The 18,325-nt window shown below is 70.2% G+C and carries 21 protein-coding genes and 2 tRNA genes; 13 read left to right on the forward strand and 10 right to left on the reverse strand.

All coding sequences use genetic code 11. The features are described from left to right. The first annotated feature begins 6 nt into the window (after positions 1-6). From QFZ74_RS15735 to QFZ74_RS15745, 3 genes are all read left to right on the forward strand, one after another. On the forward strand, positions 7-765 hold the full coding sequence (locus tag QFZ74_RS15735; protein ID WP_307621434.1) for a DUF3566 domain-containing protein: 759 nt from the start codon (positions 7-9) through the stop codon (positions 763-765). Positions 766-866: 101 nt separating this feature from the next. Then, positions 867-943 (forward strand) — tRNA-Ile (locus QFZ74_RS15740). A gap of 204 nt (positions 944-1,147) precedes the next feature. Beyond that, entirely contained in the window at positions 1,148-1,339 is a 192-nt protein-coding gene (locus QFZ74_RS15745) for a ferredoxin (protein WP_307621435.1), read from the forward strand. 46 nt (positions 1,340-1,385) lie between these two features. On the opposite strand, the gene QFZ74_RS15750 is transcribed toward QFZ74_RS15745, so the two are convergent. The 5 genes from QFZ74_RS15750 to QFZ74_RS15770 form a co-directional block, all read right to left on the reverse strand. Next, the gene (locus QFZ74_RS15750; protein WP_307621436.1) at positions 1,386-2,156 is read right to left on the reverse strand and encodes a glycosyltransferase family A protein; all 771 of its coding nucleotides are present in this window, start codon (positions 2,154-2,156) and stop codon (positions 1,386-1,388) included. A gap of 8 nt (positions 2,157-2,164) precedes the next feature. Beyond that, positions 2,165-2,953 carry a GntR family transcriptional regulator gene (locus tag QFZ74_RS15755; protein ID WP_307621437.1) on the reverse strand — a complete coding sequence of 263 codons (789 nt, stop codon included), beginning with the start codon at positions 2,951-2,953 and terminating at the stop codon, positions 2,165-2,167. A 103-nt stretch (positions 2,954-3,056) separates the two neighbouring features. Continuing rightward, positions 3,057-3,929 carry a DNA ligase gene (locus QFZ74_RS15760; RefSeq protein ID WP_307621438.1) on the reverse strand — a complete coding sequence of 291 codons (873 nt, stop codon included), beginning with the start codon at positions 3,927-3,929 and terminating at the stop codon, positions 3,057-3,059. 71 nt (positions 3,930-4,000) lie between these two features. Next, the gene (locus QFZ74_RS15765; protein WP_307621439.1) at positions 4,001-4,729 is read right to left on the reverse strand and encodes a DUF5710 domain-containing protein; all 729 of its coding nucleotides are present in this window, start codon (positions 4,727-4,729) and stop codon (positions 4,001-4,003) included. Between the two features lie 246 nt (positions 4,730-4,975). Next, positions 4,976-5,308, reverse strand: coding sequence for a DUF6344 domain-containing protein (locus QFZ74_RS15770; protein ID WP_307621440.1), 333 nt, complete (start codon positions 5,306-5,308; stop codon positions 4,976-4,978). 348 nt (positions 5,309-5,656) lie between these two features. Between QFZ74_RS15770 and QFZ74_RS15775 the strand changes: the two genes are divergently transcribed. Both QFZ74_RS15775 and QFZ74_RS15780 read left to right on the forward strand, forming a co-directional pair. Continuing rightward, complete coding sequence (locus QFZ74_RS15775) at positions 5,657-5,785, forward strand: DLW-39 family protein (RefSeq protein WP_003999697.1); 129 nt, start codon at positions 5,657-5,659, stop codon at positions 5,783-5,785. A gap of 341 nt (positions 5,786-6,126) precedes the next feature. Next, entirely contained in the window at positions 6,127-7,506 is a 1,380-nt protein-coding gene (locus QFZ74_RS15780) for a hypothetical protein (protein WP_307621441.1), read from the forward strand. Here the strand turns inward: QFZ74_RS15780 and QFZ74_RS15785 are convergent. Beyond that, the gene (locus QFZ74_RS15785) at positions 7,470-8,846 is read right to left on the reverse strand and encodes a serine/threonine-protein kinase (RefSeq protein ID WP_307621442.1); all 1,377 of its coding nucleotides are present in this window, start codon (positions 8,844-8,846) and stop codon (positions 7,470-7,472) included. The genes QFZ74_RS15780 and QFZ74_RS15785 overlap by 37 nt on opposite strands. Positions 8,847-8,970: 124 nt before the next feature. Then, a complete protein-coding gene (locus tag QFZ74_RS15790) occupies positions 8,971-9,519 on the reverse strand; it encodes a DNA-binding protein (RefSeq protein WP_307621443.1) in 549 nt (182 codons plus the stop codon). A 179-nt stretch (positions 9,520-9,698) separates the two neighbouring features. Between QFZ74_RS15790 and QFZ74_RS15795 the strand changes: the two genes are divergently transcribed. After that, positions 9,699-9,771, forward strand: a tRNA-Ala gene (locus QFZ74_RS15795). 507 nt (positions 9,772-10,278) lie between these two features. Here the strand turns inward: QFZ74_RS15795 and QFZ74_RS15800 are convergent. Next, the gene (locus tag QFZ74_RS15800; protein WP_307621444.1) at positions 10,279-10,983 is read right to left on the reverse strand and encodes a DUF5324 family protein; all 705 of its coding nucleotides are present in this window, start codon (positions 10,981-10,983) and stop codon (positions 10,279-10,281) included. 292 nt (positions 10,984-11,275) lie between these two features. On the opposite strand from QFZ74_RS15800, the gene QFZ74_RS15805 reads away from it, so the two are divergent. Further along, complete coding sequence (locus tag QFZ74_RS15805; RefSeq protein WP_307621445.1) at positions 11,276-11,809, forward strand: peptidylprolyl isomerase; 534 nt, start codon at positions 11,276-11,278, stop codon at positions 11,807-11,809. Between the two features lie 112 nt (positions 11,810-11,921). After that, entirely contained in the window at positions 11,922-12,854 is a 933-nt protein-coding gene (locus QFZ74_RS15810) for a rhomboid family intramembrane serine protease (protein WP_307621446.1), read from the forward strand. A gap of 281 nt (positions 12,855-13,135) precedes the next feature. On the opposite strand, the gene crgA is transcribed toward QFZ74_RS15810, so the two are convergent. Continuing rightward, entirely contained in the window at positions 13,136-13,390 is a 255-nt protein-coding gene (gene crgA / locus QFZ74_RS15815) for a cell division protein CrgA (protein WP_307621447.1), read from the reverse strand. A gap of 141 nt (positions 13,391-13,531) precedes the next feature. Here crgA and QFZ74_RS15820 point away from each other — a divergent pair, with 141 nt between their 5' ends. The 5 genes from QFZ74_RS15820 (at position 13,532) to QFZ74_RS15840 (ending at position 17,389) form a co-directional block, all read left to right on the forward strand. Further along, entirely contained in the window at positions 13,532-14,320 is a 789-nt protein-coding gene (locus QFZ74_RS15820; RefSeq protein ID WP_307621448.1) for a DUF881 domain-containing protein, read from the forward strand. Positions 14,321-14,537: 217 nt separating this feature from the next. After that, positions 14,538-14,735, forward strand: coding sequence for a hypothetical protein (locus tag QFZ74_RS15825; RefSeq protein WP_307624330.1), 198 nt, complete (start codon positions 14,538-14,540; stop codon positions 14,733-14,735). After that, entirely contained in the window at positions 14,732-15,370 is a 639-nt protein-coding gene (locus QFZ74_RS15830) for an aminodeoxychorismate/anthranilate synthase component II (RefSeq protein WP_307621449.1), read from the forward strand. Before QFZ74_RS15825 ends, QFZ74_RS15830 begins: the two co-directional genes overlap by 4 nt. Next, positions 15,367-16,623: a class E sortase gene (locus QFZ74_RS15835; protein WP_307621450.1), complete on the forward strand. Its 1,257-nt coding sequence runs from the start codon at positions 15,367-15,369 to the stop codon at positions 16,621-16,623. Before QFZ74_RS15830 ends, QFZ74_RS15835 begins: the two co-directional genes overlap by 4 nt. A 13-nt stretch (positions 16,624-16,636) precedes the next feature. Further along, the gene (locus QFZ74_RS15840) at positions 16,637-17,389 is read left to right on the forward strand and encodes a class E sortase (RefSeq protein ID WP_307621451.1); all 753 of its coding nucleotides are present in this window, start codon (positions 16,637-16,639) and stop codon (positions 17,387-17,389) included. A 27-nt stretch (positions 17,390-17,416) separates the two neighbouring features. Here QFZ74_RS15840 and QFZ74_RS15845 read toward each other — a convergent pair whose 3' ends face one another. Beyond that, positions 17,417-18,280, reverse strand: a complete 864-nt coding sequence (locus tag QFZ74_RS15845; RefSeq protein WP_307621452.1) for a restriction endonuclease — start codon at positions 18,278-18,280, stop codon at positions 17,417-17,419. Positions 18,281-18,325: the final 45 nt, after the last annotated feature.

Here is an 18,325-nt window from a genome sequence, read left to right on the forward strand (position 1 = left end):
GTCATCGTGAGCGGAGCCACGGGCGCCGGTTCGGTCGGTACCTCGACCGACACCTCTGCCGACAAGAAAGCGGAGGGCGGCGGCCGTGGCTCCGCCGCGCATACGAAGGACTCGCACTCGCCTGACACTCATGGATCCGATGGATCCCACGGATCCCAGGGGGGAACTGTGACGGAAACCCGCGGCTCGCAGGCGCACGCGTCCGGAGAGGGCCCGGCCACACCCGGCGCCCAGCCGGCCCCCGAGGCGGCGCGCGCGGCGTCGCCGCTGCCCAGCGAGCGTCAGCCGCAGCAGCCCTCCGAGCCGTACCACCCGCCGCAGGCCTACCCGGCGCAGGCGCCCGCGGGCGCCGTACGCCGCCCGCGCACCGGCGCGGGCGTCCGTACCGCCCCGCGCACCCGCAAGGCCCGGCTGCGCGTGGCCAAGGCCGACCCGTGGTCGGTGATGAAGGTCAGCTTCCTGCTCTCCATCGCGCTCGGCATCTGCACGGTCGTCGCGTCGGCGGTGCTGTGGATGGTCCTGGACGCCATGGGCGTCTTCTCCACCGTCGGCGGCACGATCTCCGAGGCGACGGGCGCGACCGAGGCGACGGGCTTCGACCTCCAGGCCTTCCTGTCCCTCCCGCACGTCCTGATGTTCGCGGCGGTCATCGCGGTCATCGACATCGTCCTCGCGACGGCCCTGGCCACGCTCGGCGCGTTCATCTACAACCTCTCCGCGGGCTTCGTCGGCGGCATCGAACTCACGCTGGCCGAGGACGAGTAACCCCTCGCCTGACGGGCCCCCGACAACCGATTTTGGGACTGCCCCGGTCGTGCGCTAATCTTCAGGAGTCAGCGCGCGGGACACACACCGCACAGCGCGGCGGGGCTATAGCTCAGTTGGTTAGAGCGCATCCCTGATAAGGATGAGGCCACAGGTTCAAATCCTGTTAGCCCCACCAGTTCGAAGACCCCCGGTCCACTAGGGCCGGGGGTCTTTTGGCACCCACGATTGACACCAACAGTGACGGTCAACCGATGAGCGGGGTTTTCAGCAGCTCGGCGAAGAGCGTTTCCGGTCTTCGCGGCGGATTCAGTGGGCCCGTGGAGGGGCAGCAAGGCGGTGGAGGTCGGCCGGTTCGGTCCCGTACGACGCTGGAGTGCGCATGAAGGTCTCGGTCAATCAGGACCACTGTTACGGCTCGCGCGACTGCGTGTACCGGGTGCCGTCGGTGTTCACCGTCGTCGACGGGTTCGGGGCCGTCATTCCGGGGCGGGAGGACTCCGGGGACGATCCGCAGGTGCGGGCGGCCGCCGAGGCGTGTCCCTCACAGGCCATCACCATCGCCGAGGGGTGAGGACGGCCGGAGGCCGAGCGGGCCGCGAGATCCCGTACGGGCCGCGCTAGTTGCCCGCCCCGGGGCCGTGCGGGTACCGCCACCCGAAGGACTCCAGCGCCCTGGCCCGCGCCTCGGCGACCGCCATGCGCGCCTGGCGTTCGGCCGGGTCCACGTGGGATGCCTGGCCGGTCACCTGTCCCTCCCACTTGCGGTAGAAGAGGCCCGCCTCCGCCGTGAACCAGCCGCGGCTGACCGCGTCGAGGGCGAGGAGCAGGCCGGTGTCCTCGGACGCCGGCAGCGCCATCCAGCCACCGAGGGCGAGCAGCAGGTCGCGGCGGACGAAGAGGGTCGCCGGATGGACCTGGGCCAGGTAGCCGTTCGCCGCCCAGTGGTCGAGGACCGCGCCCCGCTCGATGGGGCCGGGAGCGGGGTCGCCGGGAAAGCCCCGCGTCGAGCCGTCGGGCAGCAGGTCCAGGGCCCGGGACGTCGCCCAGCCGAGCGTGGGATCGGCCTCGAGGGCGGCCAGGTCGCGGGCCAGCGCGCCCGGGGTGAGCTGGTCGTCGGCGTCCAGGACCTTCACGTACGCCCCGTCGGCGTGCGCCAGGGCGATCGTGCGGGCGACGCCGGGGCCGCCGGGACGGCCCTGCCGGAAGGTCACCCGCTCCTCGTCGGGGACGTACGGGCGGACGTCGTCCGACCTTCCGTCCTCCTGGATCAGCCACTGCCACTCCCACCCCCGCGGAAGCCGCTGCTCGCGCAGCGACTTGTACGCGTCCGGCAGGAAGCCCGCCGAGGGGCCGTGGACAGCGGTGACGACGGTGATGCGCCGGCTCACGGCTGCACTCACCACCTTTCCAGGGGAGTGGTGAACAGAAGCTCCGTGCGGTCGCCGGGGAGCGTCACGTCGGCGACGTCCACGACGCGGTCCTCGATGTCGTACGACGTCTTGCGCAGCAGGATCACCGACGTGCCCGGCGGGAGTTCCAGCTCCCGCGCCTCCTCCGGCGTCGGCGGCCGCGCGGTGAAGCGTTCCTCGACGCGGTCCACCTCGATGGCCACGGTGTGGAGCTGGTGCTGGGTGCCGCCGGGCCACGGCTCGTTCGAGGCATCCAGCAGCGCGGGGTTCGCCGCGACCATGTCCCGGACGAGGTACGACGTCACGAGGCTGAACGGAGCCGTCTCGGCGGCGCAGCGCGTGCGGTAGGTCCGGGCGAGGAGCGCGGTGCCCTCCGGGACGCCGAACGCCTCGGCGAGGTCCCGCGGCGCGCCGATCTCGCGGTACTCGGCGTGGAAGACCAGGTCCCTGGCCTGCAGTCCGGTGTCGTGCTCGGTGGCTCCGTTGCCGGCCAGCTGGGCCTGGGGCCGGCGGGCCCGGTCCTTCTCCCACTGGTGTCGCGCGTTGTCCCGCACCGCCCGCGCGCGCGGGTGGCGGACAAAGGTGCCGCGGCCGTGCTGTTTGTCGATCAGGCCCTCGTGGTTCAGCAGGGTCAGCGCGGCCTGGACCGTCGGCCCGCTGCGGCGGAACCGCCGCATCAGGTCGTCTTCCGAGGGCAGCTGGTCGCCGGGCCCGTACACGCCCTCACGGATGGATCTGCGCAGGTCGTCGGCGATCTCTTCGTACGCCTTGGGCACTGTTGCTCACCGTTCCGTTCTCGTCCGGTCCCGCCCGAGCGCATGCGCGGAGGCCTCGGGCGAGGGTAACTCCTAAAGAGGTCTTGAGGAGCGGTGTCAGGGGTCAGCGCAGGCGCGTCACCGTCACCGCGGCACGGTGCGCGCTGCTCGCCAGCACCTCCACCGTGAGCCCGGGCTCCGCGGCCGTGTACGCGTCGCCCGCCGCCGTCTCGGCCTGCCCGGCCGGCGGCGCGGCGCCCAGGTCCGGCGCGACCTGGGCGGCCAGCGGCGCGTCGAGCCGCTGCGACAAGGCCGTACGCCCGTCGGGCAGCCGTACCGCCAGCATCCGCGGCTGGAGCGGCGCACCCGTGTAGCCGACGACCTCGGCGTCCACCGTCTCGGCATGCTTGATCTTCTGCCAGGCCGCCGAGCGCCCGGCCCGGTACGGCGAGGTCCCCAGCTTCGCCACCACGCCCTCCACCCCGGTGTCCCGCAGCGAGTCGTACCAGGCCTGGGCCACCTCCAGCTCCTCCGTCGCCGACACCGCCTGGAGGCGTGAGGGCGACGGCAGCCCGGCGAGCACGTCGAGCATGGCCGCGCGCCGCCACTCGTACGGCCGCCCCCGCACGTCCCCCGAGGGCAGCGCCAGTACGTCCCACACCACCAGCAGCGCCGGATGCTCCTGCGCCAGCCGGCGGGCGCGGGCCGGCGACGAGGCCGCCCGGGACTGGACCGCCTCGAAGCTGATCCGCCCGTCGACCACGATCACCACCTCGCCGTCCAGCACGACGCCCGGCGGCAGTGCCATGCCGTCGGCCGCGACATCCGTCCACCAGGTCGTCACGTCCCGTCCCGAGCGCGACTGGAGACGCACCGCCTCCGCGGTGCGCCACAGGACCGTGCGATGGCCGTCGAGCTTGATCTCGTACCACCAGTGCGGCCCGGTCGGCAGGATCGGCGCCGGCTGTGCGAGCTCGACCTCGACGGGAAACTCCACGTCACCAGCGTGCGGCCCGTCGGTCCGGTCCGCGCGGCGGCCTACTCCGCCCAGCCCGGGGGGTTCGGCGGTCACGCGCTGCCGCGCTGCCCCTGCGGGACTCCTTCGATACGCAGCTTCTCCGTGGCGACGCCCGCGCGCGCGGAGGCGTGCGGCGGGGGCGCGAGCGTGATCCCGGCGTCCGTGAGCATCGAGAGGTCCAGGTCGTAGTCCCGCCGCGACCGCGCCTCCCAGGTCTGGAAGGCGCGGTGGACGTGCTCACGGGCCTGCCGCTCGGTCATGCCGGTCACGCGCATCAGGTGCCGCAGCGCCTCCTCGCCGAGCCCGCGAAGCTGGGCGAATCCGAAGTGGGTGGCGTTGTGGCAGTCGGTGCACAGGGAGATCAGCCGGCCGAGTTTCTGGGTGCGCCGGGCGTCGTCGTACTCCCACCGTTCGTGCGCTTCGAGCCAGCGCTTCTTCTTGCGGTCCTCCTTGGCGCCGCACACCTCGCAGCGCTGCCCCGCGCGGGCGGTGATCATCCGCCGCAGGCGCTTCCAGTCCCGGGGGGACACACAGGAGCGGACGTTCGTGAACCAGCACGACGACGGCACCAGGTCCACGAACAGGCCCTGGCCGAGCGACCGGTCCTCCCCGGGGAGGAGATCGGGCACGTCAGGGGCGGCCTTCCAGCGCTCCAGCGCCGCCTCGTGCCCGGGCGGGGCGTACCAGCGCCGTGCCATCGGGTCCCAGCGCGCGCCGGCCGCCTTGGCCTGGTCCTTCTCCGGGTAGCCCACGTCCAGCCATGTCCGCTCAGCAGCCATCCTGTCCCGTCCTCACTCCTGAAGGAATCTCCTCCTCCAGGATGGGAAGCACGACGGCTCCCGACCAGCGCTGCTGGTCGGGAGCCGTCGCATATGGCGTTTGTGTACGCAAGTTCGCCGTCGCGCAACTACGTCAGGACGGGACCATGTCGTCCGAGCGTCCGTACGTCGCTACGTGTTGTTGCTGTTATTGCTGTTCCGTCTGTGTTGCTACGTCCGCTGGGCGGTGTCGCCGCGTCGGGTCCGTCAGCAGGTGAGAGGCGGCTCCGTGAGGTCGGCCGGGGTCTCGGTCTGCGAGTCGTCCAGGGGGCGCTGGCGGCAGCTGGGGGATTTTCCGTGGGCCTCGGCGCCGATGCGCTGTTTCATCGTGGGGGGCAGCGCCCTGGCATGGGACCAGGTCCAGGGGAGCATCGCCGGCACTGTGACGTCCGGGGTGCTGGTGCTCGGGGCCTCGGTCCGCGGTACGGCCGCGGCGGCCGTCGTGGCAGCGGTCGTGGTGATCAGTCCGAGCGCCGTGCACAGCGCGATGATTGCGGTGACCAGCGTGGTCCACAGTTTCATGACCTGGTTCCGGGCCATGGCCCCTCACTTTCGGGTCGGGCGATTTGCGTACTTTCCTCATGATGTGTATGCGGCTCGCGAAGTGATGGACCTGAGCCCGTGGCGCGTCGATGTTCAGATGAACACCACTCGTATGGACGCAACGGCGCCGAAAATCCCCTCAAGACGGGTGGGCAGGGTGAATCCCGAGCAAATGTCACCGCCCGTGGAGGTGTCCTCACCCTCCGGTCAGCACGGCGTTCCCCGCGCCTACTACGGTTTGATGGGCGGGAGTTGACCCCCGATGCAGGTCACCGATCGATATCGGGTGGTGTGTATAGTCGGGCGGCAGAGGTCCCCTACGTCAAGGAAAGACGAGGTCGCGCGGTGAAGAAGCTTCTCCTGGTCGCACTGGCCGCTATCGGCGGGCTCCTCGTGTACCGCCAGATCCAGGCGGATCGCGCCGAGCAGGACCTGTGGACGGAGGCGACCGACTCCGTGCCCACGGGTTCTTGAGTACTGACACCGGAAACTGAGCAGACCCCGACCGCCTTCGCGGTCGGGGTTTTGTGTTGCGGCGACCCGTTTCCTGTGCCTGGGCCGGTGCGGAACACGGTGGCCGTGAGCCGGATGTTTCGGACGCTCGTATGGATTAGGCGGGTGGCACGGGCACGGACGCGGCAGTATGGGCCGCGGTCCGGGACGACGCGGCGGCCCGCCGGGGGGTGCGGGTGGCGGCAGCGGTCGTACGGGGACGACGGCCGTGTACGACGACGAGGGGGCGTGCGATGGGGCGGCGGCGTACGGCGTGGGGGCTGCCGGGGGGACGACCGCGCCGTCGGCTGTCCACGGGTGCCGTGCGCGGCACCGCCGCAGGGGCGGTGCTGTGCGTCGTGGCGGCCCTGCCGGGCGGGACCGCGGTGGCCTCAGGTGCGGCGGGCGGATTTCCGGGCGGCCCGGGCGACCCAGGCGGCTACGCCTTCGCCGAGGACGCCCGCTCCGTCACCGGAGCGCCCGCCACCTCGGACGCTCCGCTGCTGAAACCCGGTGAGACGTACCGGAGTTCCCTCTCCGGGCGCGCCAAGCTGTACTTCCGCCTCGAACTCGACGCCGCGACGACCGCGTACGTCCCCGTCACCGCCGTGCCCCCGGCCGGGGCCGGCGTCTCCGCCAACGACGGCATCAAGGTCTCGGTGCAGGACGCCAACGGCGGCACCTGCGGCTCCTACGCGTCGGCGCGCATCGGCGCCGGGCTGAGCCCCCGCCCGCTCACGGCGCTGGGTACGCGCGAGGCCGGCCGGGTGCTGTGCCGGGAGGCGGGCACGTACTACGTGCTCGTGGAACGACTCGATGCCACGGGGGCGGGGGCGGCCGGCGCGTTCACGTCCGGCACCTGGAAGCTGGAGCTCGCCCCGGCCTCGGAGCCGCCGGTGGCCAAGGGCGGGGCGACGAGCGCGCCCGAGGTCTGGAACTCGGCCTCGCCCGAGGCTCTTTCGGGCGAGCGCCGGCGCCGGGACGGCGGACCGGGCTTCGCCACGGCACGGGCGCTGGAGCAGGGCGTGTGGCAGACCGGCCTCACGCCGGGTCAGACCCTCTTCTACACGGTGCCCGTCGACTGGGGCCAGCAGCTCTACGCCACCGCCGAGCTGGGCAGCGCGGGCGGCGGGGCGACGAGCGGCACCGGAGCGAGCGCGAGCCGGGGCTCCGTCGGTGAGGCCCTCGACGTGTCGCTCTACAACCCCGTCCGCGGCTACGTCGACGACGTGGCCCTCAGCTACGACGGCAGCCAGAAGTCGGCCGCCCTCCCTCCGCTGCCGCCCGTCGAGTACCACAACCGGTACGGCGTCCTCGATCGCGTGCGGAACATGCGGTTCGGTGGCTGGTACTTCCTCGTCGTGCATCTCAGCGAGCAGGTGGCCGGCACCTTCGGCCGGGAACCACTCGGGCTGACGCTGCGCGTCCGGGTCAGCGGCACTCCGCACGCCGGGCCCGGATACGACGGACAGCCCAAGGGGCCGCAGGGGACACGCCTCTTCGAGGTCACGGCCCAGGACCGGATCGCGGCGGCGACGGGGGACGACACTGGGAGCGGTGACAGCAGCGCGATGCGGGCGCTCGCGGTGGGCGGCATCGGCACGGGCAGCGCGCTGCTGCTGGTGCTCGGGGTGTGGACGGTGGCCGCCCGGCGCAGGGCCGGGGCTCAGATGCGCGTCAGCGCCCAGACGCCCACGGCGTAGCAGCCCAGCGCGAGCAGCAGCAGCGGGATCGCGACCTTCGCCGGGGGACCGGCACGTCCGGGCCGGCGGAGCCGGTGCGAGCGGCCCTCGGAGCGGTGCGACGCCATCGCCTGCTCCGGACGGGGAACCTGCGCGGGCTGGGCGGTGTACGCGGCGGTGGAGACGTCAACGCGCTGCGGGAGCACGGGAGTCAGGGCCTGCGCGGGGTTCCAGGGGGTGTGGGGCTGCGGCGCTCGGGGCGGCGGCAGATGGAAGCTCCCGGTGTCCGACATGGAGGGCGGCTGGGAGCCGGCTGACGGGGGCGGGGCTGTGGGGGGAGCCGGGATCGGCGCGGGAGGTACGGATCCCGTGCCGGGCCAGGCGGGCGGGTGCGACGGAGCCGGCGGGGTCGGTACGCCGCCGGAGGAAGCACGTGGCTGGGTGCCGCCGGTGGCGTCGAGCTTCACACCCTTGGCGAGCTTCAGGGGGCCGTCGGGTCCGAAACCCGGTGGCAGCGGGCCGAGTTGGTCGAAGATTTCGATCAGCTCGTCGTCGACGCCCGTCTCCGGCAGGAGTTCAGCGGCCGACGCGAGCGCCTTGCGCGCACCGGTGGCCGTGCGGAAACGGCCCCGCGGATCCGGCTGGAGCAGGCCGGCCACGACCTGCCAGAGCGGCTCGGGAATGCCCTTGGGCGCACTCGGCGTCCCGTACTCGGCGAAGTGCTGGATCAAGGCCTTGGCGTCGGGCTTGGCGCCCTCCAGCAGATAGACCGCGACCAGGCCGACGGCGAACAGGTCGGCGGGGAAGTCCGGTTCGGCGCCCAGCATCTGCTCTGGAGCGAGATAACCGGGCGTCCCCACCACGAGGTTGGTGTCCGTCAGGCGCGGCTCGCCCAGCCGCATCGCGATGCCGAAGTCCGACAGCCGCAGCCGCGGGCGGCCCGTGCCGGTGGCCTCCAGCAGGATGTTGGCCGGTTTGACGTCACGATGCACGACCCCTTCCGCATGCACCGCGGAGAGTCCGGAGAGGAGCTGGTCGAGCAGCGTGCAGACGAACGCCGGCGGCAACGGGCCGTAGTCGCCGACCAGATGGACCAGTGAACCGCCGGACACCAGGTCCATGGTGAACAGGACCTGGTCGTCGTCGGCGGCCCAGCTGGCCGGTGCGAGGACATGCGGATGGTCGATCCGCAGGGCCTGTTCGCGTACGAACCGCAGGAGCGCGTGGGCGTCGCGCTGCTGGAGCACCTTGGCGGCCACATAGCGGCGGCGGCGGTGGTCCCAGGCGCGCCAGACGGCGCCCACACCACCGCGTCCGATCGGGTCGGCCAGTTCGTACCGGCCGGCGAAGACCTCACCCATGGCTGTCCCTCGCTCCTCCCCTGCGACCGACCCGCCTCACCCAGGTGCGTGGGACCCACGCCGCCGGACCCCCTCCGGCGGCATCCCCTCCAGCGGACCCCCCTCCGCTGGCCGGGGCGTGGGCTCAGCTCTGGTGGGACTGGTAGTGCGCGACCGCGTCGGAGGTGCGGCCCGCTCCGTACACCCGGAGGAACTCTGCCAGTTCCGGGTGGGCCGGGGCGAGGGTATGGGCGGCCTCGATGATGTCGCCGGCGGCGGCCACCGAGCGCAGCAGCGACTGGATCTCGCGCACCACCCGCTTGACGGTGGGGGCGCCCGAAGTGCTCGTCGTCTGCGTGGTGTTGCTCAGCACCGAGCCTCCCTGGGACTTCTTGATCTCGTCCATGCGCTCCGTCGCCTCGGCCGCGCTGACCGCGCCGTCCGCTACCTGCGCCGCCAGATCCTGCAGCAGCTGCACCCGCTGGACCACCGCGGGATTGCCGATCTTCGCCCGTTGCCCGCTCATCAGCTGCGACAGCATCGGCGCGGACAGTCCCAGCACTGCCGCGAGACGAGCCTGGTTGAGCCCAAGATCGTCGATGAGCTTACGGAAGAGCGCCCCCAGCGGCTCTCCGTACCAGTTCCGCTGCAGCTCCCGCGCTCTTGCGGTGGCTTCCTGCTGTGCGGCGTCCATTGCGTCTCCCCATCGCTTCCCCAGAACGTGGTTCGCTGTAGCGAACCACGTCGAGCATCTTACGGAGAGTGGTCGTTTACTGGGACCCCCAAGTTTTTTGCGAGATCCCCCGGGTGACCCGGTACTCTGGTCTGCGGCGCCCGCGGGAGTGAGATCCTTCCGGCGGACGCTTCTCTCAAGGGGCCTTAGCTCAGTTGGTAGAGCGCTGTCTTTGCATGGCAGATGTCAGGGGTTCGACTCCCCTAGGCTCCACCCAGAAATCCCCCTCCGACCTGTGTGAACATGGTCGGAGGGGTTTTTTGTGCCCGCAGGCGCGACGACGGTCCGCGCTGCCTCGTGATCCCTTGTGGCGCCTCAGGACGGCGCGTTCGTCCGTCCCCCTGCCGCGTCCTGCCTGGACGGATCGGGCGGTGGGCGAGTGGCTGCTCCCGGTAAGCGCCTCGGCCCGTTACGTGCGTCGGCTCTCCTCCGTGCACGCGACTGCCTCCGGGGACGGACTCGCGCGACGCGCTGGTCGGCGGGACGGTGTCGATGCCGGACGCAGTGCAGGTTACGGGTGGGGCGGCTGATGTATTTGCGAAAGCAGAGGTTGAACAGGATATTTCCTGTCCGTTGTTTCAACGGTACGACCGGGAGATCGTCCGGGTCTCGTTCATGACTGCAATGGCTGAAGCGCGGGGCGTTTCACGTGAAACACGGAATGCGGGGCGGGGGACATGCAAGTCGCCCGCCCCGCAGGGGTGTTCGTGTCGGTAGAGGTCAGAAACGATCGTCGTCCCGTGTGGCCCGGTCCTGGGCCTCCCTGGCCTCCACCTCGGGGTCGAGGGCGGACAGGTCGGCGGTGCCCTCCACCGTGGTCAGCCGGGTCGTCTCGGTCACCTCCGTCGCGGCGGGCGGTTCGACCAGCCAGTCGGGGTTGGCCTGCTTGTCCCACCACTTCCAGACGGCGAAGGCGCCGCCGGCCACGATGCTCAGCACGGCCAGCGTCTTGACGGCACGGGCCGTCTTCGCCCGGCGCTCGTGCTTGCGGGCCAGCTTCTGGATCTCCTGGGGGGTGACCTGTCCGCGCAGAGCGGCCAGGGCGGCAGAGCCCCAGGCCGCGGCCTCCTCGCGGGCCGGCCCTGTCGCGGCCGCCGCCTGCTCGAACTTCGGCCGGGAATAGTCGGCGGCCTGCCGAGCAGCATGGCGGGTACGGACAGCGGCTTCGTGCGCGGCGTGGTCGACCTTGGGCGGCACGTGTGCGCGAGCCTGTCCCAGGCGCGGTGCGACACGGACGTCGTACTGCACACGGGCCTGCTCGGCGGCCTGCGACACCACGGGTGCGAGCCGCACGCGTGCCTCTTGCGCGTAGTGCGTGGCACGCTCCTTGGCCGTGTCGGCGTAGGGCGCGACCGCTTCCGCGGCGTGCAGCACGCTGTCCTTGGCCGAGCCGGTTGCGGCGCGCACGCTGTCGATGCGGGTCACGAGCTTCCTCCTCCTTGGCGGCGTACGGTATTTCGACTTTCCACCCTTTTGCGGATCATGCATCCTGGCGGGCCGCGAAGCATGCGCGGGCGGGCATACGGGTGCTGATCACGGGGCATACGGGTGCAGACCGGAGCGACGGATCACCATGGCGCGCTTCGCCACGGGAGGACTCGAGCGGTGTTCCGCAAGCGATTCGTGCAGATGTGGACCTGCGGGCCGCCGTCGCGGGACGGGCGGACAGGGTCGTGCGAGGATCGGACGGTTACAAGAAGCCAACGGAAGGCAGATCGTGGCCGAGCAGCTGTACGCCACCCTGAAGACCAACCACGGCAACATCGAGGTACGGCTCTTTCCGAACCACGCGCCGAAGACGGTCAAGAACTTCGTGGAACTCGCCCAGGGCGAGCGCGAGTGGAGGCACCCGGCTACCGGCGTGACGAGCAAGGACAAGCTCTACGACGGCACGGTCTTCCACCGAGTGATCAGCGGCTTCATGATCCAGGGCGGCGACCCGCTGGGCTCCGGCATCGGTGGCCCCGGTTACGAGTTCGAGGACGAGTTCCACCCCGACCTCTCCTTCAACAAGCCGTACCTGCTGGCCATGGCGAACGCGGGCCCGGGGACCAACGGCTCGCAGTTCTTCATCACGATCGGCCCGACGACCTGGCTGAACCGCAAGCACACCATCTTCGGCGAGGTCGCCGACCCGGCCGGGCAGAAGGTCGTGGACGCCATCGCCGCGGTGCCGACCAGCCGTCCGAACGACCGGCCGCTCGAGGACGTCGTCATCGAGTCGGTCGTCATCGAGAAGCGCGAGGGCTGAGCCCGACGGCTTCCGGCGGTTTCCCGGATTCGCCCGGAGGGAACCAAACGCCCCGCTCGTCCGTAAGGATGGGCGGGGCGGTGTATTGCCGACGACTGATCGAGGGGACCTCATGGATCACGCCGCAAGCGGCGCGCGGGACGCCCACAGCATGCCCGCGTGCTATCGGCACCCGGACCGCGAGACCGGCGTCCGCTGCACGCGCTGCGAGCGCCCGATCTGCCCCGAGTGCATGGTCAGCGCGTCGGTCGGCTTCCAGTGCCCCGACTGCGTCCGTGGAGGGGCCTCCTCCCACCCGGCCAGCGGATCCGAGAGCGGCGCGAGCCGCCCCGCGGGACCTCCGGCGGCCGCGTCCCGGCCCCGGACCCTGGCGGGCGGCACGGTGACGGCCGATCCACGGCTGGTCACCAAGATGCTGATCGGCCTGAACGTGGCCCTCTTCGCGGTGCAGCAGATCGTGGGCGACCGCTTCACCGACGCCCTCGACCTGATCGGCCGGGCCCCCTTCACCCCGTTCGGCCCGCTGGAGGGCATCGCGGAGGGGCAGTACTACCGGCTGCTGACCTCGATGTTCCTGCACGGCAGCTTCATCCACATCCTGTTCAACATGCTCAGCCTGTGGTGGATCGGCGGCCCTCTGGAAGCCGCCCTCGGCCGGGCCCGCTACCTGGCGCTCTACTTCGTCTCGGGGCTGGCCGGCGGCGCGCTCACCTATCTGCTCGCCGCACCCAATCAGCCCTCCCTGGGCGCGTCCGGTGCGATCTTCGGGCTCTTCGGCGCCACGGCCGTCCTGCTGCGCCGGCTCAACTACGACATGCGCCCGGTCATCGCCCTGCTGGTGATCAACCTGATCTTCACGTTCAGCCCGGGCTTCAACATCGCCTGGCAGGCGCACATCGGCGGCCTGGTCGCGGGCGTCATCACGGGCTACGCGATGGTCCACGCCCCGCGCGAGCGGCGAACCCTGATCCAGTACGGCACCTGTGCCGTGGTCCTCGCCGTCGTGGTGGTCCTCACGCTGATCAGGACCAGCCAGCTCAGCTGATACCGAACCGTTGTCCACAGTCTGTGCCGGATCTTGTGCATAGTGTGCGTGAACAACTGTGCCCCCTGTCGCTCACGTGTGTTTCCGCAGGTGAGGCAGGGGGCGAGGGGGTTTTCGGACGCCGGTGTGTCAGTCGTATCGGCGTCAACGTCCGACGGGTTATCCACAGATCGTCGTCTTTTCCCCAGGGGTCTGTGGAAATCGAACCTTGGCTGTGGATAACTCAGCGGATAGCCGTGGGGAGAGCTGCGTTCATCAGGACGCAGCTCTTACGCCACTTGCTACTTCCACTGGGTGGAGACGCCGAATCCGGCGGCGATGAAGCCGAAACCGACCACGATGTTCCAGTTGTCCAGCGAGTCCACGGGGAGCGAGCCGTCGGTCACGTAGAAGACGACGATCCAGGCCAGACCGATGAGGAACATGGCCAGCATCACCGGCGCGACCCAGGCGCGGCTGTCCAGCTTGATGCTGGCCGCCTGCTTGGACGGCGGGGGCGTGTAGTCGGCTTTCTTGCGGATACGTGACTTCGGCACGAGGGTCTCTCCTGTCGATGCGCTGCGTGGCCGCGCAGGTAACTGGGTCGGGCTCGGGGCAGCGTACAAGGGGACACTGAGTGCTCCCCCGGGCGTCCGTTAGCGTAGTGCTTCCGCGCCGCCGAAGGAGATAAGGGTACGTTGAGCAATTCTGCCGACTCCCCCGGGACGGGATCAATGGGTTCCACCCCAGCCCGTAAGTCGGGCTTCCCGCCGGTGCGGATCTTGACGGTGGCCGTCTTCGCCCTCGCCGGGCTCATCTTCTTCACCAGTTTCCATACGGCCAGGGGTACGGATATCCGTACGGATGCCTCCTTGCTGAAGCTTTCCGACCTCATTCAGGAACGCAGCCGCAAGAACAAGGGGCTCGACGAGTCCAACGCGACCCTGCGCCAGAACGTGGAAGGGATGGCCGAGGGCGACGACGGCAGCACCCGGGCCCAGGACGAGAAGATCGCTGGCCTGGAGCAGGACGCGGGCACCCGCAAGGTCACCGGCCAGGCGATCACCGTCACCCTCAACGACGCCCCGCCGAACGCCACCGCCAAGCTCCCCGGCTATCCCGAGCCGCAGCCCGACTACCTCGTCATCCACCAGCAGGACCTCCAGGCCGTGGTGAACGCGCTGTGGCAGGGCGGGGCCAAGGGCATCAAGGTCATGGACCAGCGGTTGATCTCGACCAGCGCCGTCCGCTGCGTGGGCAACACCCTGATCCTCCAGGGCCGCGTCTACTCGCCGCCGTACAAGATCACCGCGGTCGGTGACCCGGCGAAGCTGAAGCAGGCGCTCGCGGACTCGCCGGCCATCCAGAACTACATGGTGTACGTCAACGTCTACGGGCTCGGCTGGAACGTCGCCGACAACGGGCCGATCACCCTCCCCGGCTACGCGGGCACCGTGGATCTGCACTACGCGAAGCCCGCCGAATAGCTCCGGCACCGGAGCGCGACCCCGGGGCACCTTCGGGCCGCCGCCTCGGTTTCACGTGGAACATCGCGAAGATCGTTGAAGCGATCGCACCCGGGCTACGTAAGTTCGGTTAGGGCCCGACAGGCCCTAAGGGCCGGTCCGGTGCGCCCGGACTTCACGCAGCCTGTGGAGGCAGGCAAACCGCGGGCGCCGCGCCGTTAGTCTGGTGCCGTACGGCGTGAGTCTGGTGCCGTGGCGCGACGGAAGGGACGGCATGTACGGCTGGATCTGGCGGCATCTGCCGGGCAACGTGTGGCTGAGGGCACTGATCTCCCTCGTTCTGATCGTGGCCGTGGTCTACGTCCTCTTCCAGTACGTCTTTCCCTGGGCCGAGCCGCTGCTGCCCTTCAACGATGTGACGGTGGACAACCAGTGAGTGCGCGGATTCTCGTCGTCGACAACTACGACAGCTTCGTCTTCAACCTGGTCCAGTACCTGTACCAGCTGGGCGCCGAGTGCGAGGTGCTGCGCAACGACGAGGTGTCGACGGCGCACGCTCAGGACGGCTTTGACGGCGTGCTGCTGTCGCCGGGCCCCGGCACCCCCGAACAGGCCGGTGTCTGCGTCGAGATGGTGCGCCACTGCGCCGCCACCGGCGTCCCGGTCTTCGGCGTCTGCCTCGGCATGCAGTCGATGCAGGTGGCGTACGGCGGGGTGGTGGACCGCGCGCCCGAACTGCTCCACGGCAAGACCTCGTTGGTCGAGCACACCGACAAGGGCGTCTTCGCCGGACTTCCCTCCCCCTTCACCGCGACCCGGTACCACTCCCTGGCCGCCGAGCCGGCGACGGTTCCGCCGGAGCTGGAGGTCACGGCCCGTACGCACGACGGCATCATCATGGGCCTGCGCCACCGTGAACTGCCCGTCGAGGGCGTGCAGTTCCATCCGGAGTCGGTGCTGACCGAGCACGGGCACCGGATGCTGGCCAACTGGCTGGTGGAGTGCGGGGACCAGGACGCGGTGGCGAGGTCGGTGGGGCTCGCCCCAGTGGTGGGCAGGGCCACGGCGTGACCGCGCTGCGCCCGGAGCCCGAGACCGATGCCTCGTACGGGGATCAGTCGTACGAGGCATCCGGCGCGCTCGGCGGGGAGTGGTACGGCGAGGGCACGTACCAGGAGGGGTATCCCCGGGGATATCAGGAGGGGCACGGCGGCGGCTTCCCGGCGGGGCACCCCGGGACAGGACACCCCGGGGGCTACCCGCAGACGCCGTACGAGCAGCCGTACGAGCATCCCGCGGCCCGGTACGAGCACCCCACGGCCCCGTATCAGCAGCCGCCCGCCGAGGTTCCGCTCGAACCCGGCGAGGTCCCGTACGAGCCTCCCCGCGACCCGGAGACGGTGGCGCTGCGGCTCTCCGACACGGCGTCCGCCGCGGGAGCGTCCGCATCGGCCTCTGGGGCCTCGTCCGGCGTCTCCTCCGGCCCGGCTGCGGCGGGTGGCCGTGCGGCCCGCAGAAAGGCCGCCAAGCGGCGCGGTGGGCGGCACGGCGGCGGACGCGAGATGTCGCAGGCGTCGGCGTCGGCGGAGGAGTCGGTGTCGCAGGGACCGCTGTCCCGAGTGGAGGCCCGGCGTCAGGCGCGGCTGCGCAAGCCGAGCCCGTCGGTCGTCGCGAGCCGGGCGATCGGCGAGGTGTTCATCACCACTGGTGTGCTGATGCTGCTGTTCGTCACCTACCAGCTGTGGTGGACCAACGTCCGGGCGCACGCCCAGGCCGGCGACGAGACGAGCACGCTCCAGAACGACTGGGCGAGCGGCAAGCGGGCGCCGGGGTCGTTCGAGCCGGGGCAGGGGTTCGCCATCCTGCACATCCCCAAGCTGGACGTGGTGGTGCCGATCGCCGAGGGCGTCAGCAACAAGAGGGTGCTCGACAAGGGGATGGTCGGGCACTACGGCGAGGCCCCGCTGAAGACGGCCATGCCGGATGCGAAGACGGGCAACTTCGGCCTGGCGGCCCACCGCAACACGCACGGCGAACCGTTCCGCTACATCAACCGTCTCCAGTCCGGTGACGACGTCGTGGTCGAGACGCAGAGCAAGTACTTCGTGTACAAGGTGACGTCGATGCTTCCGGTGACGCAGCCGAGCAACACGAGCGTGCTGGACGCGGTCCCCAGGGGGTCGGGCTTCACCGGGCCCGGCCGGTACATCACCCTGACCACGTGCACGCCGGAGTTCACCAGCAAGTACCGGTTGATCGTCTGGGGCAAGATGGTCGAGGAACGGTCGCGCAGCAAGGGCAAGCCGGATGCGCTCGTCGAGTAAGGGCAGATGAACAGTGGCAGCGACCGCGGACGACACCGCAGAGCACACGGGAGCGGATTCCCCGGCGTCCGGCCCGCGCCCCTGGGGCACCGGCCGGGTCGCCACGGCGATCAGCGTCTTCGGTGAACTCCTCATCACGGCGGGCCTGGTGCTCGGCCTGTTCGTCGTCTACTCCCTGTGGTGGACGAACGTCGTCGCCGACCGCACGGCGCACAAGCAGGCCGACAAGGTCCGCGACGGCTGGGCGACCAAGGACACCGGTCCCGGCGCGCTGGACACCAAGAACGGCATCGGCTTCCTGCACGTTCCCTCGATGCACAACGGCGAGGTCCTGGTCGCGAAGGGCACGTCGACCGAGGTCCTGAACGAGGGCGTGGCCGGCTACTACACCGAGCCGATGAAGGCCACGCTCCCGATGGCCGGCAAGAAGGGCAACTTCACCCTGGCTGCCCACCGCGACGGGCACGGCGCCAAGTTCCACAACATCGACAAGGTGAGGAAGGGCGACCCGGTCGTCTTCGAGACGAAGGACAAGTGGTACGTCTACAAGGTCTACGGCATCCTCCCGGAGACCTCGAAGTACAACGTCAAGGTCGTCGCCCCGATCCCGAAGGAGTCCGGCAGGAAGAAGCCGGGCCGCTACATCACGCTGACGACCTGTACGCCGGTGTACACGTCCCGGTTCCGGTACGTGGTGTGGGGCGAGCTGGAGCGAGTGGAGAAGGTCGACAGCGAGCGGACGCCGCCGAAGGAGTTGCGTGGCTGACTGAGTTCCTAAGGGGAACCCAGTCGCCTAACATGACGGAGGCCCGAAGCCGCAACCATCTTTTGCGGCTTCGGGCCTTTCCGTGCGGAGGGGTCCTACTTCAGGACGCTCAGGACGCCCCCCGCGCTCCACTCCTCCAGCAAGCCACGGTGTACGGCGGTGATGCCGGCTTCGGTGGCGATGCTCAGGGCGTCGGGCGTGAAGCGAGGCGTCCATGGCGGCCATGACACCGGCCAGCGGGCGTTCCTTTCGCGGGCTCTCCAGCCTCCGTAGCCGGGCGTGGTGTTGCTGGAGCCGCCGCTCGATGTGCTGGACACCTGTGCGGAGCGCGATGAGCTCCCTGCGGTGTTCGCCCGAGGTTTCGTTGAGCGCGTTGAACATGGGGACGACTGTCTTGCCGAGGATGTGGGTGATGCGCTGGTCGATTCGGTCGTCGAGGGACACGGGGTTCGGCCGGGTGGAGTTTTCCACAGGTTGTGTGCGTGCCAGGTACTCCATGTCGAGGAGGTACGTGCGCACCTGACGGGCTACTTCGCTGTCCCGCAGGAGCATGGCGACGTTGAGGACGGCTCGACGCGACCAAAGGGCAAGGCTGGAACGGGGCTGTGGATAACTGCCGGGATAGGAACTCAAGTTGAGTTCCTTAAATTGCTGCAGGTCAGGGCCGCGCAGCACGTGCAATCCGTTGGACTCCAGCTCCTGCCTATGACGACTCAGCAGGTTGTTGATCACTGTTTCAGCGACCTCGAAGTACGCCGCCACCATCGCCGTCGTCACATGCATCCCGTCCGGAAGCAGCGACAGTGCCTTCACGCGGTCGAGTACGTCGGTGCGGTCCAGCACGCTGTCGCGCAGGGCCTTGGACTCCAGCAGAGCCGTTTGGTCGATCATCTTCTGCCCTTTCACTCGTCTCGTGGCCGTATGGCCAGGGCAGAG

The organism is Streptomyces sp. V3I7, assembly GCF_030817495.1.
GTDB lineage: Bacteria > Actinomycetota > Actinomycetes > Streptomycetales > Streptomycetaceae > Streptomyces.